The sequence below is a fragment of the Flavobacterium litorale genome (genome assembly GCF_019613795.1).
Lineage (GTDB): Bacteria > Bacteroidota > Bacteroidia > Flavobacteriales > Flavobacteriaceae > Flavobacterium > Flavobacterium litorale.
Genome location: NZ_CP080429.1, coordinates 935,299 through 952,784, shown reverse-complemented (window position 1 = coordinate 952,784; position 17,486 = coordinate 935,299). Strand labels below are relative to the sequence as shown.

Annotated in this window: 18 protein-coding genes; 7 read left to right on the top strand and 11 right to left on the bottom strand. The window is 39.0% G+C overall.

From position 1 onward, the window contains the following. Positions 1 to 66 precede the first annotated feature (66 nt). The 4 genes from recA (at position 67) to K1I41_RS04235 (ending at position 3,884) form a co-directional block, all read left to right on the top strand. On the top strand, positions 67 to 1,071 hold the full coding sequence (recA, locus tag K1I41_RS04250) for a recombinase RecA (RefSeq protein ID WP_220641442.1): 1,005 nt from the start codon (positions 67 to 69) through the stop codon (positions 1,069 to 1,071). Positions 1,072 to 1,180: 109 nt separating this feature from the next. After that, entirely contained in the window at positions 1,181 to 1,612 is a 432-nt protein-coding gene (locus tag K1I41_RS04245) for a hypothetical protein (protein ID WP_220641441.1), read from the top strand. A 20-nt stretch (positions 1,613 to 1,632) separates the two neighbouring features. After that, entirely contained in the window at positions 1,633 to 2,178 is a 546-nt protein-coding gene (locus tag K1I41_RS04240; RefSeq protein WP_220641810.1) for an RNA polymerase sigma factor, read from the top strand. Further along, positions 2,175 to 3,884, top strand: coding sequence for a hypothetical protein (locus tag K1I41_RS04235; protein WP_220641440.1), 1,710 nt, complete (start codon positions 2,175 to 2,177; stop codon positions 3,882 to 3,884). The genes K1I41_RS04240 and K1I41_RS04235 overlap by 4 nt, the downstream gene beginning before the upstream one ends. Before the next feature lie 84 nt (positions 3,885 to 3,968). Here the strand turns inward: K1I41_RS04235 and K1I41_RS04230 are convergent, their stop codons facing one another. Beyond that, positions 3,969 to 4,715 (bottom strand): lysophospholipid acyltransferase family protein, encoded by a 747-nt coding sequence (locus K1I41_RS04230; RefSeq protein ID WP_220641439.1) that lies wholly within the window; start codon positions 4,713 to 4,715, stop codon positions 3,969 to 3,971. A 73-nt stretch (positions 4,716 to 4,788) separates the two neighbouring features. On the opposite strand from K1I41_RS04230, the gene trpS reads away from it, so the two are divergent. Continuing rightward, the gene (gene trpS / locus K1I41_RS04225) at positions 4,789 to 5,760 is read left to right on the top strand and encodes a tryptophan--tRNA ligase (protein WP_220641438.1); all 972 of its coding nucleotides are present in this window, start codon (positions 4,789 to 4,791) and stop codon (positions 5,758 to 5,760) included. 52 nt (positions 5,761 to 5,812) lie between these two features. Here the strand turns inward: trpS and dprA are convergent, their stop codons facing one another. Then, on the bottom strand, positions 5,813 to 6,916 hold the full coding sequence (gene dprA / locus K1I41_RS04220; protein WP_220641437.1) for a DNA-processing protein DprA: 1,104 nt from the start codon (positions 6,914 to 6,916) through the stop codon (positions 5,813 to 5,815). Positions 6,917 to 7,015: 99 nt separating this feature from the next. Between dprA and K1I41_RS04215 the strand changes: the two genes are divergently transcribed. Both K1I41_RS04215 and K1I41_RS04210 read left to right on the top strand, forming a co-directional pair. Beyond that, positions 7,016 to 7,957, top strand: coding sequence for an HU domain-containing protein (locus K1I41_RS04215; RefSeq protein ID WP_220641436.1), 942 nt, complete (start codon positions 7,016 to 7,018; stop codon positions 7,955 to 7,957). Between the two features lie 62 nt (positions 7,958 to 8,019). Next, positions 8,020 to 8,532, top strand: coding sequence for an acyl-CoA thioesterase (locus K1I41_RS04210; RefSeq protein ID WP_220641435.1), 513 nt, complete (start codon positions 8,020 to 8,022; stop codon positions 8,530 to 8,532). A gap of 57 nt (positions 8,533 to 8,589) precedes the next feature. On the opposite strand, the gene K1I41_RS04205 is transcribed toward K1I41_RS04210, so the two are convergent. The 9 genes from K1I41_RS04205 to atpG all read right to left on the bottom strand — a co-directional run bounded on the left by K1I41_RS04205 (position 8,590) and on the right by atpG (position 17,473). After that, a complete protein-coding gene (locus tag K1I41_RS04205) occupies positions 8,590 to 9,318 on the bottom strand; it encodes a hypothetical protein (protein WP_220641434.1) in 729 nt (242 codons plus the stop codon). A gap of 119 nt (positions 9,319 to 9,437) precedes the next feature. Beyond that, a complete protein-coding gene (locus K1I41_RS04200; protein WP_220641433.1) occupies positions 9,438 to 10,682 on the bottom strand; it encodes a murein hydrolase activator EnvC family protein in 1,245 nt (414 codons plus the stop codon). A gap of 14 nt (positions 10,683 to 10,696) precedes the next feature. Continuing rightward, entirely contained in the window at positions 10,697 to 11,476 is a 780-nt protein-coding gene (gene lolB1, locus K1I41_RS04195; RefSeq protein ID WP_220641432.1) for a lipoprotein insertase outer membrane protein LolB1, read from the bottom strand. After that, a complete protein-coding gene (locus K1I41_RS04190) occupies positions 11,473 to 12,837 on the bottom strand; it encodes a tetratricopeptide repeat protein (protein ID WP_220641431.1) in 1,365 nt (454 codons plus the stop codon). The genes lolB1 and K1I41_RS04190 overlap by 4 nt, the downstream gene beginning before the upstream one ends. A gap of 5 nt (positions 12,838 to 12,842) precedes the next feature. Next, positions 12,843 to 13,853, bottom strand: coding sequence for a sugar phosphate nucleotidyltransferase (locus K1I41_RS04185; protein ID WP_220641430.1), 1,011 nt, complete (start codon positions 13,851 to 13,853; stop codon positions 12,843 to 12,845). A 42-nt stretch (positions 13,854 to 13,895) separates the two neighbouring features. Next, complete coding sequence (gene dut, locus K1I41_RS04180) at positions 13,896 to 14,330, bottom strand: dUTP diphosphatase (protein WP_220641429.1); 435 nt, start codon at positions 14,328 to 14,330, stop codon at positions 13,896 to 13,898. 70 nt (positions 14,331 to 14,400) lie between these two features. Continuing rightward, the gene (locus K1I41_RS04175) at positions 14,401 to 15,858 is read right to left on the bottom strand and encodes a lipopolysaccharide biosynthesis protein (RefSeq protein WP_220641428.1); all 1,458 of its coding nucleotides are present in this window, start codon (positions 15,856 to 15,858) and stop codon (positions 14,401 to 14,403) included. Between the two features lie 72 nt (positions 15,859 to 15,930). After that, entirely contained in the window at positions 15,931 to 16,428 is a 498-nt protein-coding gene (locus K1I41_RS04170; RefSeq protein ID WP_220641427.1) for a hypothetical protein, read from the bottom strand. A gap of 181 nt (positions 16,429 to 16,609) precedes the next feature. Then, positions 16,610 to 17,473, bottom strand: coding sequence for an ATP synthase F1 subunit gamma (gene atpG, locus K1I41_RS04165; RefSeq protein WP_220641426.1), 864 nt, complete (start codon positions 17,471 to 17,473; stop codon positions 16,610 to 16,612). Positions 17,474 to 17,486: the final 13 nt, after the last annotated feature.

Below are 17,486 nucleotides of genomic sequence, written 5' to 3'. Positions count from 1 at the left end.
GATTATTTTCTTACATTGCGCTCTCAAAATAAATACAGTATTTTTACTAAAAAATAACACCATATAATGAGCGGAGATAAAGAAGCCAAATTAAAAGCATTACAGCTTACGTTAGATAAATTAGATAAATCGTACGGTAAAGGTACCGTAATGCGCTTGGGCGACAAAGCCGTAGAGGAAGTAGAAAGCATTCCTTCGGGGTCGTTGGGGATTGATTTAGCCTTGGGCGTAAACGGTTACCCTCGTGGTAGGATAATAGAGATTTACGGACCAGAATCGTCGGGTAAAACCACGTTAACGCTACATGCCATTGCCGAAGCGCAAAAAGCAGGCGGTGTGGCTGCCTTTATTGATGCCGAGCATGCTTTTGACCGTTATTATGCCGAAAAATTGGGCGTAGACATTGAAAATCTTATTATATCGCAACCCGATAATGGGGAACAGGCTTTGGAGATTGCCGAGAACCTTATCCGCTCTGGAGCGATAGATATTGTAGTTATTGATTCGGTTGCGGCACTTACACCAAAAAGTGAAATTGAAGGCGAAATGGGCGACAGTAAAATGGGGCTTCATGCCCGCCTTATGAGCCAAGCCCTAAGAAAATTAACTGCTACTATTAGTAAAACACATTGTACCGTATTTTTTATTAACCAGTTGCGCGAAAAAATTGGTGTTATGTTTGGTAACCCCGAAACCACAACGGGCGGTAACGCCCTTAAATTTTATGCTTCGGTACGTTTGGATATCCGTCGTTCCTCGCAAATTAAAGATGGCGATAATGTTATTGGTAACCGTACCAAAGTAAAAGTGGTTAAGAATAAAGTCGCACCCCCATTTAAAACCGCCGAGTTCGACATTATGTACGGCGAAGGGGTAAGTAAAACAGGCGAAATACTCGACCTTGCGGTAGAGTTCGAAATCGTAAAAAAATCGGGCTCGTGGTTTAGCTACGGCGATACCAAACTAGGGCAAGGGCGCGATGCCGTGAAATCGCTTATAAAAGACAATCCAGAACTCGCTGATGAGCTGGAACTTAAAATAAAAGACGCCATAAAAGAGTACATGTCATAAACACAACAAAAACCCGATTAATTTCGGGTTTTTTTATACCTTAAAGGCGCAACCTTTTGCACAAAATTGTATCTGTACATTACAGGATGTATTGATTGATGTTATATATATGAAAAAGATAGTAGTAGTATTACTGGTTATTATGGGCATAAGTGGTTGCTCTTTCGAAGAGAATACCGCAGAATTTCAGGTAGAATTTGTACCTATAGAAAGTATTGAGTTTCCTGAATACATGGCGAGTGGCACTACTTACGACCTGAAAATTTTTTACAGAAAGCCTACCAATTGCCATTATTTTGATGGTATTTATACCGAAACAACTCAAACCTCGTCGTTATTAGCGGTGCAAACCTTAGTTATTAAAAACGCCACTTGCAACTCGGAAGAGGAAGAGCCCTTGGAGGAAGAAATTTACACGTTTACATGCCCCCCCTACGATGTAAGTACATCGGGAACCTCGTATACGTTTGAAATTTACAAGGGAGATGATGCTAGTGGTGACATGGTATTTGAGAAAGTTGAAGTACCCATTGCGCAATAATAATTTAATACTTAATGCCATTGGGTGTAGAACAACTCATAAAAGATTGTCAGCAAAACAGCTTAAAGGCACAGGAGCAACTGTACAGGCTTTTTGCCCCTAAGTTGTTTGCTGTGTGCCTAAAGTATTCGCGCAATTATGAGGATGCACAAGATAATTTACAAGACGGTTTTTTATTGTTATTTAAAAAAATTGGACAATTCCAGTTTAAGGGTTCTTTTGAGGGTTGGGCAAAAAGGGTAATGGTTAACAATGTATTGCAAAAATACCGCTCGCAAGGGGTATTTGAGCTGGTTAGCGAAAATATGCCCGATGAGGCCGAGGTAGAAGTTGAAAGCGATAGTGTGAGTATGGATTTTCTGCTATCGTTAATACAAGAGCTACCCGATAGGTACAGAATGGTTTTTAACCTGTATGTAACCGATGGGTATTCGCATAAGGAAATAGCAGACATGCTAAACATTACAATAGGCACTTCTAAATCGAACCTGTCGAGAGCAAGAGCCATATTGAAAGAAAAAATTGAAGCGCAGGAAGGTAATTCTAAAAATACCTACAGCAAATGAGTGAGAAAAAAAACATAGACCGGCTGTTTCAGGAAAAATTTAAGGATTTTGAAGCCACTCCGCCAGAATTTGTCTGGGAAAACATTGAGGCGGAACTGAAAGAAAAGAAAAAACGCAGGGTTATACCCATCTGGTTTAAACTGGGCGGTGTTGCTGCCGTTTTACTATTGGGGCTTATGCTTATTAATCCGTTTAACACTGAAATAGAAACGGACAATAACCCTATTGTAAATAGCAATGGAACGAACTCCAACAATGCCAATACCCCCAATAAAACCACTAAGGGTACTATTACTGGTAAACCCAACATAAACCCAGAAAGTTTTGGTACTACAAATGCCGTTGTAACAAGTAATAAATCAGATAAAAACAATTCAGGTAAAAGCGGTAACGATGTAACATCCAATAACAATTCGGATGTAAATAACAGCTTTAATACAACAACCAATAATAGTGCTTTTAACAACAATGGTAATGCCGTAGTAAGTAGTACTACTATTTCGGATAACAAGCCTACCAACGGCAATAACCCAACAGCTACAGCAAACAAAGCAGTTAATAGTCATCAGAATAATACTATTGATTATACGGATGATAAAAACCAAGCTACAATAGCCTATAATGGCAAAACCGATACCAACAACACTAATAAAGAGAATGGCGGTATTGCGAATAAACCAAACAAGGCTAATAGTGAGAGTAATAGTAAAACGAATAGTATAGATGGCATTGCCGAAAACAAAAGCAACGAAACAGGTATTGCGCAAAACGGAAACGATACTACTACTGTAAGTAAAACCAATACTCAGGATGAGGAAGATGATACGAATAACAGTATTATAAATAAAGAAATCCCTGTAGAAGAAGCTGTTGCCGATGTTGTAGTTGATACGGCATCTGTAGTGTTACCCGAAAACGAATTGGAGCAATTACTACAAGAGAAGCTAAATGGCGAAAATGAGGAAAAAGAAGATGTTTTAGCCGAAGAAGATGCCAAAAAGAAGTGGAATGTTAAACCACAGGTAGCTCCTGTATTTTACAACTCGCTATCGGATGGTTCACCTATAAATTCAGACTTAGCCAATAATAGCAAAGATTACGATAGTAACATGAGTTTTGGCGTTGGTATTGACTACGCTGTTACAGACAGGATATCCATCCGCTCGGGTATTAATACCGTTAACTTGAGTTACTCCACGCAGGGGGTGGAATTTTTCCCGTCTATGACGGAGCAAACAAGTAATATTAGTGCCCGCAACACGGCATCGCGTACCGCTAATTTGGTGGTGCAAAACGAAGGTACAGCAGCTGAATTCGGCACAGCATTTTCACAAGAAACCTTTAGAGGTTCGATGCTACAAGAAATGGGGTATATAGAGGTACCTGTAGAGATGTCGTACGCCTTAGTCAATAAAAAATTTGGTATTGACGTTATTGGCGGATTTAGTACACTGTTTTTAAACGATAACAATGTGAGTGTAGTAACCGACCAAGGGTTGAGTGCTACACTTGGTGAGGCAAACAACCTAAACAGTATTAATTTTAGTACCAACATTGGTATTGGCTTTAAATACCGCTTTTTAAAATCGTTTCAGGCAAGTTTTGAGCCTACATTTAAATATCAGCTAAATACTTTTAGTGGTAACTCAGGCAATTTCAGACCTTACTTTATAGGCTTATACTCGGGTGTAAGTTTCAGTTTTTAATGATTATTTGGTTTTGTTAATTTTCAATTTGTAAGTAGTTCCCATCGGGAGCGGATAGAGCGTCCATGCACACATAGGGGCGCTTTATTTTTTTGTACTATAAGCTAATAGCTGCTTATAAATAACTTGCTTTACTGTATCCTTTACTACCTTTTTATCGTTAAGCGTTAAGCCTGCTGTAGGTATAAAACGGTGCACTTTGGCACGCATTAGCCCAGGGCTACCACTAAAAAAAGTATACGAAAAGCGTTTTTTATTATCAGGAAACGTCATGGGTACTATAGGTATTTGGTGTTCTATAGCCAACCTAAACGCTCCATCTTTAAACTCATCCAGTACAACGGTTTCATCCGTAGGTACGCCACCTTCAGGAAAAATACAAATGCTCAGCCCATCGTTAAGCCTTTGCTGTGCACGGGTAAAAACCTCTTGTCGGCTTTTGGGATTATTCCTATCTACCAGTATACTGGTACGCTTATAAAAAAAGCCGAATATGGGTATTTTGGCGAGTTCTTTTTTACCTACAAAAACAAATGGGTTTTTAGAGACTACGAGCATCAGCATAATATCCGTCATAGAGGTATGGTTGGCAACCAGCATATAACTCTTGCCGCGCTCAATTTTTTGCTCGCGCTCAATTTTATAATAAAAGCCCATGCCCAATAGTATAATTTTTGCCCATATACGTGCTATGAAGAAAAATTGCGGATACGTTTTTTCGGATAATATAGACAATATGAGTACAGGCGATAGTAGTATAATAGGGACTCCCATCAGGATGTAAAACCAGATGCGCCACAATAGCCACAAAAAATATTTTACTATTTTCATTATGCCAAATGTAAGAATTAGCGCAGTACTTTTTTAACAAAACCGTTACCTTTGTAAAAAATAAAAGTAAATAATGGCAAAAATACTTACAGGCATCCAAAGTACGGGTACACCACACTTAGGCAACCTATTGGGTGCAATATTACCCGCCATAGCAATGGCAAACAAACCCGAAAACGAATCGTTTCTTTTTATAGCCGATTTGCACTCTACCACGCAAATAAAAGATGGTAAAATGCTGCGCGAAAACACCTATAGTGTTGCTGCTACTTGGCTAGCCTGTGGTTTGGATATTAATAAGGTAGTATTTTACCGCCAAAGCGATGTACCGCAGGTAACCGAACTTTCGTGGTATTTAAGCTGTTTTTTTCCGTACCAGCGTTTAACGTTAGCACACTCTTTTAAAGATAAAGCCGATAGGCTAGACGATGTTAATGCTGGGCTGTTTACCTACCCCATGCTCATGGCTGCCGATATATTACTATACGATGCTGAGTTTGTACCTGTAGGGAAAGACCAAATACAGCACATAGAGATTACCCGCGATGTAGCTTCGCGCTTTAACCACCAAATGGGCGACACCTTTGTGTTGCCTGAGGCTATAACAAGCGATGTTACCAAAATTGTTCCGGGTACGGATGGCGAAAAGATGAGTAAATCGCGCAATAACTACATTAATATTTTCCAAGCCGATAAACCACTACGCAAGCAGGTAATGAGTATTGCTACCGATAGTACTCCGCTAGAAGAACCTAAAAATCCCGATACCTGTAATGTGTTTGCATTATATAAACTACTTGGTACTGATGCGCAAGTAGCACAAATGCGCGCCAGCTACTTAGGGGGTAATTACGGCTATGGGCACGCCAAGCAAGCTTTATACGAGCTAATTGTAGGAGAGTTTAAAACAGCACGCGAAAAATACAGTTACTATATGAACAACCCTGCCGAAATTGATGCTGCATTAAAAACAGGAGCAGAAAAAGCGGCGAAAATAGCCAACGGCGTACTTGCCAGAGTTAGAGAAAAGTTAGGGTATATGTAACGGTTTTCAGTAATCAGTCGATGAGAACTTCATACTGCGAATGAAAATTACTTTAAATAGCTTCGAACATTTTACCTGGTAAAGGGCGTATTACACCCTTTAACTCCATAGTGAGTAGTAACCCCGATAATTTAAAGATAGGCATGCCACATTGCAACGCAATAATATCCATTAACGTTTTACCATTTTTCTGTAAATAATCGTACACCTGTTGTTCATCCGCCTCAAGCGTAATAAACAATTGCTTTTGTACGGGCTGTTGTTTCTTATCTTCAAGCTCCCAATTTAGTATGTATTTTAAATCTTCGGCACTCGTAAGTAAATTAGCCTTTTGTGTTTTTATGAGTTTGTTGCAGCCTTGGCTGTATTTATCGGTAATGCGCCCCGGTACGGCAAAAACATCCCTGTTATAATCATTAGCAATAGTAGCCGTAATTAACGAGCCTCCTTTATCGGCACTCTCAATAATAATAGTCGCTTCGGTAAGCCCTGCCACAATACGGTTACGGCGTACAAAGTTTTCTTTATCGGGCTTAGTAGTACTCCAAAACTCTGTTATAAAACCACCGTTTTCTTTCATTTGTGCCACATACTTTTGGTGTGCTTTAGGGTATATTTGGTTTAACCCGTGTGCCAATACGCCTATAGTTTGCAAATTGTGCTCCATAGCCAACGTATGCGCATGTATATCTACCCCGTAAGCAAAACCACTTACAATAACAGGATTTAACGGCGCAAGATCTGCTAGTAGTTTTCGGGTAAAATCGGCACCGTACGATGTCATTTGGCGCGTACCCACTATGCTTATTGTTTTTTGGGCGTGCAAGTTTATAGCACCCGAGCTAAACAACAAAACAGGTCCGTCTATACAATGTTTCAACCTTTCGGGATAATCCGCATCACCATAATACTGAACATTGATATTATTGTCCTTTATAAACTTCATTTCGGCTTCCGCCCGACGAAAAACTGCCTTATCCTGAAGCTTTTTATACAGTACATCGCCTACGCCATCTATAGCCAATAATTGCGAACGCGATGCCAAAAAAATATTCTGGACACTACCGCAATGGTGTATTAATTTTTTAGCTACAATATCGCCTACGCCCTCTACACAGAGTAGCGCAAGCGTGTTAAGTAATTCAATATCAGTCATTAAAAAATAAAATAAACTGCTACCCGATTAGTTGGTAATTGTTAATAAAATTTGTGGATAAAATTTTGGTTTCCTATTTGAATCGTTAATTTTGTGTTTATGATGATAGAAAAACACATATCCGCACTACTATATCGATACCAGTGTGTTACCATTCCTGGCTTTGGTGCATTTCTTGCCGAAACCACATCGGCACAACTCGATAACGATACACATACTTTCTATCCGCCTAAAAAACGCATCTCTTTTAATGCGAATTTAAAGAATAATGATGGGCTTTTGGGCAATCATATCGCATTGCAAGAAAAAATATCGTACAATGAGGCTATTACAGCCATTGCCAACACTGTTAACCACTGGTATAGCGAGTTGCAAGATACACAAACACTAACGCTTAAAAACTTAGGTACTATTACTAGTAATGCCGAAGGAAACTTTGTGTTTGCGCCCGATACACCCATAAATTACCTTACGGATGCTTTTGGGTTAAGCTCGTTTACATCGCCCACCATAAAGCGCGAGGAATATATTGCCATAGCAGAAGCACTAGAAGAAAAAGCACCTATAGTACTTACCCCTACCCGAAAACGCAATTACAGCTACCTTAAATATGCGGCTGTATTTGCCGTAGCCCTAACCATAGGGGGGGCTGGGTTTAAATGGTACCATGACGATAAAATAGCTACCGAAACTTTATTAGTACAACAAGAGGCACAAGCCGAAGTACAACAAAAAATACAACAGGCTACTTTTTTTATAGATAACCCCTTTGCCGTAACACTGCCCGTTAAAGAGGAGGTTGTTGCCGTACTGCCCTACTTTGTAGTAGCAGGAGCCTACCGCAACCCCGAAAATGCCGATACTGCGGTAGCACAATTAAAAGCAAGAGGGTATGCAGAGGCAAGAACCATTGCCAAAAACAAATTTGGCTTGCACCCCGTTATTTACGGCAATTACGCATCCAGTAACGAGGCACTACAAGCATTATATACTATACGGGAAAATGACAACAGGGAGGCTTGGCTTCTCATAAAAGAATGATAAAACCATCCTCCACTACGGAGGATTTTTTATTTACTGTGTATCTTTGCCCAAAAAACAATATGCAGTCAAAATATCCGTCCGATTCGGCATGCACCATGACCGATTTGGTATTACCTGGAGAAACCAACCCGCTTAACAACCTTTTTGGTGGCGAACTGCTGGCACGTATGGACCGTGCAGCAAGTATTGCAGCCCGCAGGCACTCGCGCCGTATTGTGGTAACCGCATCGGTAAACCACGTAGCTTTTAACCGCGCTATACTATTGGGTAGTGTAGTAACGGTAGAAGCAAAGGTATCGCGCACCTTTCGTACCTCTATGGAAATTTTTATTGATGTTTGGACGGAAGACCGTGAATCGGGTACGAGAACCAAAGCTAACGAAGCTATTTATACCTTTGTGGCTGTAGATGAAACGGGCAGACCTGTAGAGATACCTACTATAGAACCACAAACTGAGCTAGAAAAACAACGTTACGAGGCAGCTTTACGCCGAAAACAACTAAGCCTTGTATTGGCTGGAAAGATGAACCCCAGCGAAGCAACCGAATTAAAAGCGTTATTTGTACAATAATCTCAAATAAAAAAGGGAGGCTGCTAGCTTCCCTTTTTTGTTTGAATATTTAGCCGTTTATTTGACATCTTTTATACAAGAACAATCTGCTGCTTTCATAGGTGTAGCCTCTGCACAGCAAGAATGATAGCCACTTTTACAAGTAATTGAACAACCGCCATATTGCGATGTAGATGAACATGAAGATGAACCTACACCTCCCGACTGGCAATTGTGCCCCGAAACAGCAAAACTGTTTAAAAAGCGTATAAGGCTCGGATACATTATTGGAGCACTCGCTATTGTTTTATCATCATAGATGGAACCAAGCCCCCAATTGTGTAATAATGAACCTGCACTTACATTACTGCTTTCAAACACATAACTCGTTTCTAAATCGGTTAATAATGCCCTCGATTTATTGCTATCTAGCCCAAAAAAATACGATTTTGTTGGTAATGTATGTGAAGTAATGGTAATACCGTTTTCGTAAACATCAATATCATAATTACCGTCTGGTAAAGTAGTTGTATTGCCTATATCGCTAAGAACAATGAAATTGAATAGGTCATTATCATCTTTAAAAAAAATTCCATACTCATTTTCTGATTTGTTATCCCAAAATTCAACATTTCCAGAATAGCGAAGGTTTGGAAGAGTTATACCGCTTTTTGGTTGCATTTTATCTCTTTCATTGGCTATAATTTCGGAAGTTTCACTCATCTTTTCGTCATTGGCTGATGAGCAGCTTACAAAAAATATAAGCAATGATGCTAAAAATAATAGCGTTTTAATGTGTTTTTCCATTGGATGCAAAATCTAAATGATTAGTACTACTTTGAAACGAAAATATATAATTTTCATGTTAAAGATATTACTATCATATTAATTTTTGGAAAACAAAGTATTTTTATTAAATACGTTTTTTATAATGGTGTTATCCAGTACTGCGGATCTAGTTTTGTGGTGTTTTTAAATATCGAGAATTTTACTATGGTTTTACCCGATATAGGGTTGGTATACACATTACCCAAGCTTTGTTTTATAACAACCTTATCGCCTGTACTAACATCGGTACTAATTAAACCACCATATACGGTTATGTAGTTACCGTGTTGTACAAATACCGATTTAAGCCCCGATATTATTTGTACATCTATTACCTCTCCTTGGAATATAGAACGGGCTTTGGCACCCTCCTCTGTAGTAATTTCTATCCACCCATGGTCTATCTCCACGTTAGGCGCAAGCGGGCTACGCTGCTTACCATAACGCATGGACATGTAGCCTTTCTCTACAGGCCAAGGTAGTTTTCCTTTGTTGGCATTAAAGTTATCGGCAACTATTTTACCCTCTTTAGTAAGTACTATTTTGTTGGGTTCTGCTGTAGATTTTGAACCTTTGCTTGCTTTTGTAGCACCCGATGCTGCTGTTTTTTTGTTGGCAGCCGCAATAGCATCGCGTACTATTTTGTCAATTTTGCGCTCTATAGCTTTTGCTTCTTTCTCTCTGTTTCTAATATCGGCAATGTATTTCTTCTTATCCTTTTGTATGGATTTTATGAGTTTTTCTTGCTCTTTCTTCTCCTCTTCCAGCTCTGCTTTTACTTTAAGGTTTTCGGCAAGTAGTGCTTCTTTCTCTACTTTTTGGGCATTTAGTTTTGCTGCTAGTACTTCCAGTTCAGCTTTTTTAGCTTTTATGGCTTCGCCTTGTATCTTCCTAAAATTCGCATACTGCTTCATGTACTGCATACGCTTGTATGCCTGTAAAAAGTTTTGCGACGATAGTATAAACATAATACGGCTTTGCTGCGAACGGCTTTTATACGCCTTTACAATCATGGCAGCATAATCCTCTTTTAATACTTTTAATTCTCTGTTGAGCTTGTTTATTTTAAGCTGATTCAGATAAATTTCGTCGGTAAGTATTTTAGTTTGTTTCTTGGTATTCTGGATAAGTTTTTCGTTAAGACGAATTTTAGCTTCGCTTTCCGAAATTTTGGTAAGTACCGATTTTTCCCTGCTGTTCTCCTTGCTTAAAAGGCTGCGAAACCCACTGATTTCTTTAAGGATTTGCGCTTTTTTTTGCTCCAGTTGCTTTTTCTGGTCAGTCTGCGCAACACCAAGTGTTGTAAAAGTTATAAAAAGAATGGTAAGGACTGCTCTTATCATGTTTATATATTCGGTTAATCAAGAAAAATCTGCTCGAAGCCTACAGGTACGCTGTACGGAAACGAAAAATCTTCATCAAAGGTAACAGTATTGTACTCAATATCTATAGTAACCTTATCATTTTGTTCTGCCATTACTTTTATGGCTGCGGGCAATACCGCATTAGGGTACTGGCTGTGCGAGGGGTATTGTATATCTAAACTACGGGCATCCATACCCCCTTGTGCTATAACTTCTTTTTTAAGGAGGAAATTACCTCCTTCAAACATAAATAGTTTAGTGATGCCTCCTGTAGTATCGCCCAGTACATACAAATCGTCTTTAATACCCGATTTATAATTACCCTCGTTAAGGTTGTATAGTGCTTTACCTAAAATAAGGTTTTGTACTTTATTATAATCCAAATCGGCACCTAGCCAACGGCTAAGCATAGCATAATTACCCTGAAAATAGGTATTGTTTAGTTTTTCGTAATAGCTAACACCCTCGGGGGTAATAAGCCCTTTTGCCATAGTAATGCCCAAAAACTTTAGGCTTACCAGTATTTTTTCGTCTTTTTTAATACGTATATCTGCCGATAGTTTTTGCGATGTGTTTTTATCGCTATAGCGTACGCCTGCACGTATGTACAGCGTTTTAAAATCCTTTTTATTAGTGTAATGCCCTTGTATTATTTGGGCGGTTGTTTTTGGCTTGGTAGCACGCTTTTCGGCAAGTATAGCCTGTTGTTTGGATTTACAGGACGCCAACAGCAATACAGTTACTGTTAGCAAAAAAGCGGTTATTTTTCTCATCTTGTTTTTTTCGATTTTAGCAATCTTTCCGCTTTACCAAAATACGATTCTTTTTGTTTTGTATCGCCAAGCCCTTCGTAGGCTCTGCCCAATTCGGTATTAAAACCTGCTTCGAGCTCGGTATCTTCAACCACAAAGTCAATACCCATTTCCAGCCAATCTTTTGCCTTTTTAAAGGTGCCTAAATTATTACAGGCTAAACCTGCAAGGTAATACAGCCTTGCATGGGTAGGGTATAAATCCAAATAGTTTTCGGCTTCTTTTAGGAGTACTTCATTTTGGTTGCTCCCATTGTAAGCGTATAATAATAGCTCTATCGCCTCAATATCGTCTGAATTGTTAGCAAGGCTCTTTTTAAAATAGGCTATAGCACGTGTATAATCGTTTTTGCTAAAAAAGAATTTTCCTACCTCTTTGGGTACATTTACAAACTCATCGTCCTCAAAATAATCGGCTGCCGTAGCCAAGTCATCATTAAATTGTGGATTGTTATTCACAAAAATTAAAAACTCGTTAAATGCACGATGTTTTATTTTACGATCTATTTTATTGCTTTCTAATACTCTGAATAACGATTTTGATGCTTTATCGCCTTCGTTATTATTAAGATGGAACTTGAAAAGGCTTACTTGTGCCCAATCGGAATCGGGAATTTCTTTTTCGAGTTTTTTAGCTACCTCTTCCGCTTTTTCTTCTTGGTTGCTCTCCGAATAAAGGTAGATAAGCTCTAAGTAATTAGATTCTTCTTTCGGATTTTTCTTTATGGCAGCTTCTAGTACTTCTTTTTTAGGTTTACTGTAGCGTTCGTTTTGCATAATTTGCGCTTTGTACATTTCGCGCTTGTGCGATTCGCCAACACTAGCATCCAATGCATCTATAAGCGCTATGGCTTTATCGTACTGGCTGGTGTACATGTATAACGATACTAAATCTTCCTCGTAAAACTCTTTGCGCCATTTGGTAAGTTTTTGTACTATGGTTATGGCTTTATTCCAGTCCTGCACGGCGTAGTACACATCGTATAAGCCTTGCCAGTACCAGCGGTTTTCGGGATCGAGCTGAGTAGCTTTTAAAAATGCTTTTTCGGCTTCAGGAAAATTTTTAAGTGCTAGTTGGTTTATACCTACCTCGTTGTATATGGCAGGCTCATTGGGGTTTATTGCAATACAGGCTTGTAGGGCTTGTAGGGCTTTATCGTAATTCTCAATTCCTTTTTGCTTTATGGCTTCGTAAAAATTGTCTTCAAACTCGTTTTGTGCCAATACAATTTCGTCTGGCTCTTGTTGCTGTGCTTGTGTAATTACGGGGCACAGCAACAAACCAGAAAGCGTTAATCCGCTAAAAAGAATTCTTATGTTCATATATCTTATTCTAAAACCGAATAGTCGCCAATGCTAATTGCGGTAAAATTACCGTTAAAACGTGCATTGTTGCCTATCATAGCATTATCAAGCGTGGCATTTTTAATTGCCGAATTGGTTTGCACCAAACTGTTTTTAATAGTAGTATTTTCTACGGTAGTGTTGTCGCCTAACGATACGTTTGGACCTACGGTAGCATTTTTTAGCACTACGTTTTCGCCAATGTAACATGGCTGTATAATTTCGCTATTTTCTACTACTGCCGATTCGGCTAACATATTATGACCGTCGGCATGCAGGAAGTTAAGCATTCTGTTATTGGTATCTACAGTTACGTTTTTGTTACCGCAGTCCATCCACTCATCTACTTTACCCGGAACAAACTTCATGCCCTTTTGCTTCATGTTCTCTAAAGCATCGGTAAGCTGGTATTCGCCACCTTTTACAATGTTATTATCTAAAAGGTATTGTAACTCGCTACGTAGTGTTTCGCCACTTTTAAAGTAGTAAATGCCTATTATAGCAAGATCGGATACGAACTCTTTTGGCTTCTCTACAAAATCGACTATTTCTTTATTATCATTAAGCTGTACTACACCAAAAGCACTTGGGTCGTCAACCTGTTTTACCCAAATTACACTATCGGCTGTAGTATCTAACGTAAAATCAGCACGAAATAGTGTATCGGCATACGCAACTACTATAGGTCCGCTCATCGATTCTTTAGCACACATAATGGCATGCCCCGTTCCTAAGGGTTCGTCTTGGTAGCATATTGTGCCTCTGGCGCCTAATTTTTCGGCTATGGCTACAAGGTCTTTTTCTACCTGCGTACCAAAACTTCTGTGAATAATAAAGGCTATTTCATCTATCTCCTGATTAATTACACCTGCTATATCTTCTACCAAGCGGTGTACAATGGGCTTACCTGCAATAGGTATTAATGGTTTGGGTACTGTTAGGGTGTGTGGGCGTAAACGCGAACCACGACCTGCCATGGGGACAATAATTTTCATGTTTATTTTTGTTGTATTGGTGTTTGTTTTTGTTGCATTGCTTTATTTTACTCCCGTACTACCAAAACCGCCTTCGCCACGTGTGGTCTCAGTAAGTTCGTGTACTTCCTGCCACTCAGCGCGTTCGTGTTTGGCAATAACCAGTTGGGCTATGCGCTCGCCATTTTCTACGGTAAAGGCTTCGTTTGATAAATTTACTAAAATTACGCCTATTTCGCCCCTGTAGTCGGCATCAATTGTGCCTGGGCTGTTTAGTACGGTAATTCCTTTTTTGGCAGCGAGTCCGCTACGGGGGCGTACTTGGGCTTCGTAACCTATGGGTAACTCTATAAATAATCCTGTTTTTATAATGGCTCTGCCTAGCGGACTTAACACTACGGGCGCATCAAGGTTGGCGCGTAAGTCCATCCCTGCCGAGGCAATCGTTTCGTAACTAGGCAACTGGTGCGACGAACGATTTATAATTTTAACTGTCATTTTTATGTGTTTATCAATCAAATATCAAAATACTATTACTAATAACCAAACCTTTGGTTTGATTAATTTGTTACCCTCGTTTTATAATACGATGTAGCGTGTCTTTTTCGCTAAAGTAAACAAAGCCTATGTAAATAAATAGTATGGGTACGCCTACCGCATAATTAGCGCGGTAGTGGTAAAAGCAGAGTAGGGATAACCCAATGGATAGTGCCAAATAGGCTAGTATTCGTTTTAAATCGTACGGAATGGGATAGTATTTGCTGCCCAATAGGTACGACACAATCATCATGGTGCCATAGGCAGTTATGGTGGCTATTGCCGACCCCATATAACTGTATTGCGGTATGAGTACGAAGTTGAGCACTAATGTAATTATAGCACCTATTATAGAGATGTAGGCGCCCATTTTAGTACGGTCTGATAGTTTGTACCACACTGATAGGTTATGGTAGATGCCCAAAAAGAAATTTGCCATTATAATGAGCGGTACCACTTGCATGCCTTCCCAATAGCCTTCGTTTCGGATGATGAGCACCTTAAGTATATCCGAAAATATAATTACAGTTAACAGTATTATAGAGCCTAGTATTACAAAATACTTGGTAATTATGGCATAGGTTTGAGGGGCATTCTCGTTTTTTGCATGACTGAAAAAGAACGGCTCTATACCCAAACGGAATGCGGTAGCAAATAGCGTCATGAAAATAGCGAGCTTGTAGCAGGCGGAATAAATACCTACTTCGGCTTTAGCAACATCCTGTGGTAGTAGTTTTTCGAGTAGTATTCTGTCAAATGTTTCGTTTATGGCAAAGGCTACACCTGCTACTAATACAGGTATGGCGTAGCGCATCATTTTTTTCCACAATTTTTTATCGAAATGCCACGATATTCGGAAATAGTGCGGTGCTAACACTGCAAACGTAAGTAGGCTTGCTACGAGATTGGATATAAATATATACCCTATCTCAAAACCTTGTATGTATATACTGCCTAAAACACTATTGGGGTTTGCGGTTGCAAGTTGTGGCAAATACAACAAAAAGAACACATTTAGCCCCAAATTAACCGCTACATTACCAATTTTAACTACGGCATAAAACGTTGGTTTACCCGTAACACGTAGTTTGGAAAAAGGTATAATTACCAGCGCATCAAAAACTAATACCCAGATGGTATAGGTTATATAACGTACATCTATCGTAGCAGCTTCGGCAAGGTAATTACGACCTAACAGCGCAGCAGCCAAAAACAGTAATGACGTCCAGAATATGGATACGGTAGCCGTAGATTGTACTTTTTTAGCATCGTCTGCTGTATAAAACCTGAAAAAAGCAGTTTCCATACCGTACGCCAATACCACGTTAAAAAGTACCATCCATGCAAAAATAACCGATACTGCGCCATACTCCTCCTCGGGCAGCAACTCGGTATATAATGGCGTAAGCAAAAAGCTGAACATACGCGGTACTACCGTAGCGATGCCGTATATAGCTGTTTGTTTGAAAAGGTTTTTAAAGAGGGTCAAAGGTTATGGATTACTTTTTAGTAGTTACAAAAGTAGAGAATATTAGTGTAGATGCTAATTTTATATTTTGTTTTAGTCCAACTGATGTATATACTTTACCTCGCGGTCGTGTTCATCATAAAAAATGTAAGTACACATTAATGCATGATCTCCAAATATCTTATCCATTTCTAATTGACATACGAACTTAAATTCCTTACCGATAGAGTTTAACGGTGTTTGGTCATTTTGCCACCACTCAGGCTTATTGGGTGTAGTTATTGTATGAAGGATATCTTTATTCATCTTTTTTAGCTTGGAATATTCTATTTGAATCAATTCAAAATGATTCAGGTATTTATTATCAATATTCAAAGCATTTTTAGAAAATATTGGTTTATACAAGTTATTTTCTTCTATTTTAAATGTGTAATTGCCCATACTTTCTCCTAGAGGAAAATCGGGGTCAATAGGTCTGGACGAGTGGGCAAAGCAAACGAATATGATATGTATTTTATCTCTGATTCCCTTATAGGATAGGTCGAGTGTTACTAATGGAAGAAAGTTTTCGTATTTATCAAATTGATTCACTAAAACTTCTTTTCGAAGAGGGTAAAGTTTGAATTTGTGATATAATTTAAATATTGACATCAATCGAATCATATTCGTATAAATTTAGGGTTGCAACAATTCAAGCATCTCACAAAATATTCTCAAAAATAAAAAAAAGCTACCCTTTCGGATAGCTTTTATATATCTATTTTAAATAATTTTAGTTATTTAATGCTTCGGCACCACCAACAATCTCAAGGATTTCGTTGGTAATAGAAGCCTGACGTGCTTTGTTATACGTAAGTTTAAGCTGGTTACGTAAGTCGGTAGCATTATCGGTTGCTTTGTGCATTGCTGTCATACGGGCACCGTGCTCTGATGCAAACGAATCGCGTATAGCTTTGTACAACTGCGTTTTTAGCGATAGTGGTATTAACTGCTCAATTATCTCCTCTTTCGATGGCTCAAAAATGTAATCAACACTACTATTATCAACCGCTTCGGTAGCAGCAGGTACTAGTGGTAAAAACTGCTCGGTAAGTACTAACTGTGTAGCAGCATTTTTAAAGTGGTTGTATACCAACTCTATTTTATCGTACTCGCCTGCAGCAAACTCGTCCATAAGTTGTTGTGCTATAACGGCTACATTTTCAAACGTTAAATCGTCGTAAACAGCACTCTTATTATCGGTAATAGTACATGTTTTACCAAGTACATCGTTACCTTTTTTACCAATGCTAAGAATACTTACTTGCTTGCCCGCATAAGTTGCCTCTAGTGTTTTTACCTGCTTAATAATATTACTATTAAAAGCACCGCAAAGCCCTCTGTTTGATGTAATGGCTACAATGAGCACTTTGTTTACAGGGCGTTGCTCAGCAAATGCGCCACCCGTATCGCCATCCATAGTAGCGCTTAGGTTTTGCAGTAGCTCGGTAAGCTTTTGGCTATAAGGTCGCATTGCTGTTATAGCATCTTGTGCTTTTTTAAGCTTTGCTGCCGATACCATTTTCATCGCGCTGGTAATCTGCATTGTCGATGAAACGGAAGCAATCCTGTTACGTATTTCCTTTAAGTTTGCCATTTTTTATAGTATT